At 44.9% G+C, this 526-nt stretch carries 1 protein-coding gene; it reads right to left on the bottom strand.

All coding sequences use genetic code 11. The features are described 5' to 3' along the window. Positions 1–407: flagellar cap protein FliD N-terminal domain-containing protein (locus AC1MDJ_RS08545; RefSeq protein ID WP_479690479.1), on the bottom strand; the 407-nt coding region annotated here is incomplete at its 3' end. Positions 408–526 lie beyond the last annotated feature (119 nt).

Here is a 526-nt window from a genome sequence, read left to right as displayed (position 1 = left end):
TCATATAAATTAGGCAATTCCCCTATAGTCTGCATCCCCGCAGTGGCAGCCCATAGGTCGGGCAATGGGAAAATACTAGTCATAGCGGCAGTTTTTGCCGTCTGCAGGACATTCAACATGTAGTTGCCAGCTGGGGTATTTGACGATACTGAAACACCAGCTACGGTAGGGTTAGATACATCAGATTTCTTCGCTTTGAATGTGCTTTCCAAGCGCAGGGTAAAGACATCACTCTTAAGGCTCGTCAGATTTCCGTTTATATCCTTAAACAATAACTGTTGCAACGTAATCAGATGCGCCTGATTGTTCAATGCTGTGATAGGCTCTTTCGCCGACTGCACTAACTGCTCAATTATGGCATTAGTATCAAGACCCGATACGACACCGCCCGCACGTATAGCACCCATAAATCCCCTCCGTTCATATACGGAACAGCAATAAATGTGCCACATAAAAAGAAACGAAGCGACACGAAGTCGCCCCGTCTAACATTGTGAAATACTTCTTATTGACCACTAGACATTTA

This window comes from Candidatus Termitispirillum reticulitermitis (assembly GCF_054655775.1).
The sequence above is the reverse complement of the archived record's forward strand: the minus strand, read 5'-3'. Positions and strand labels throughout refer to the sequence as shown.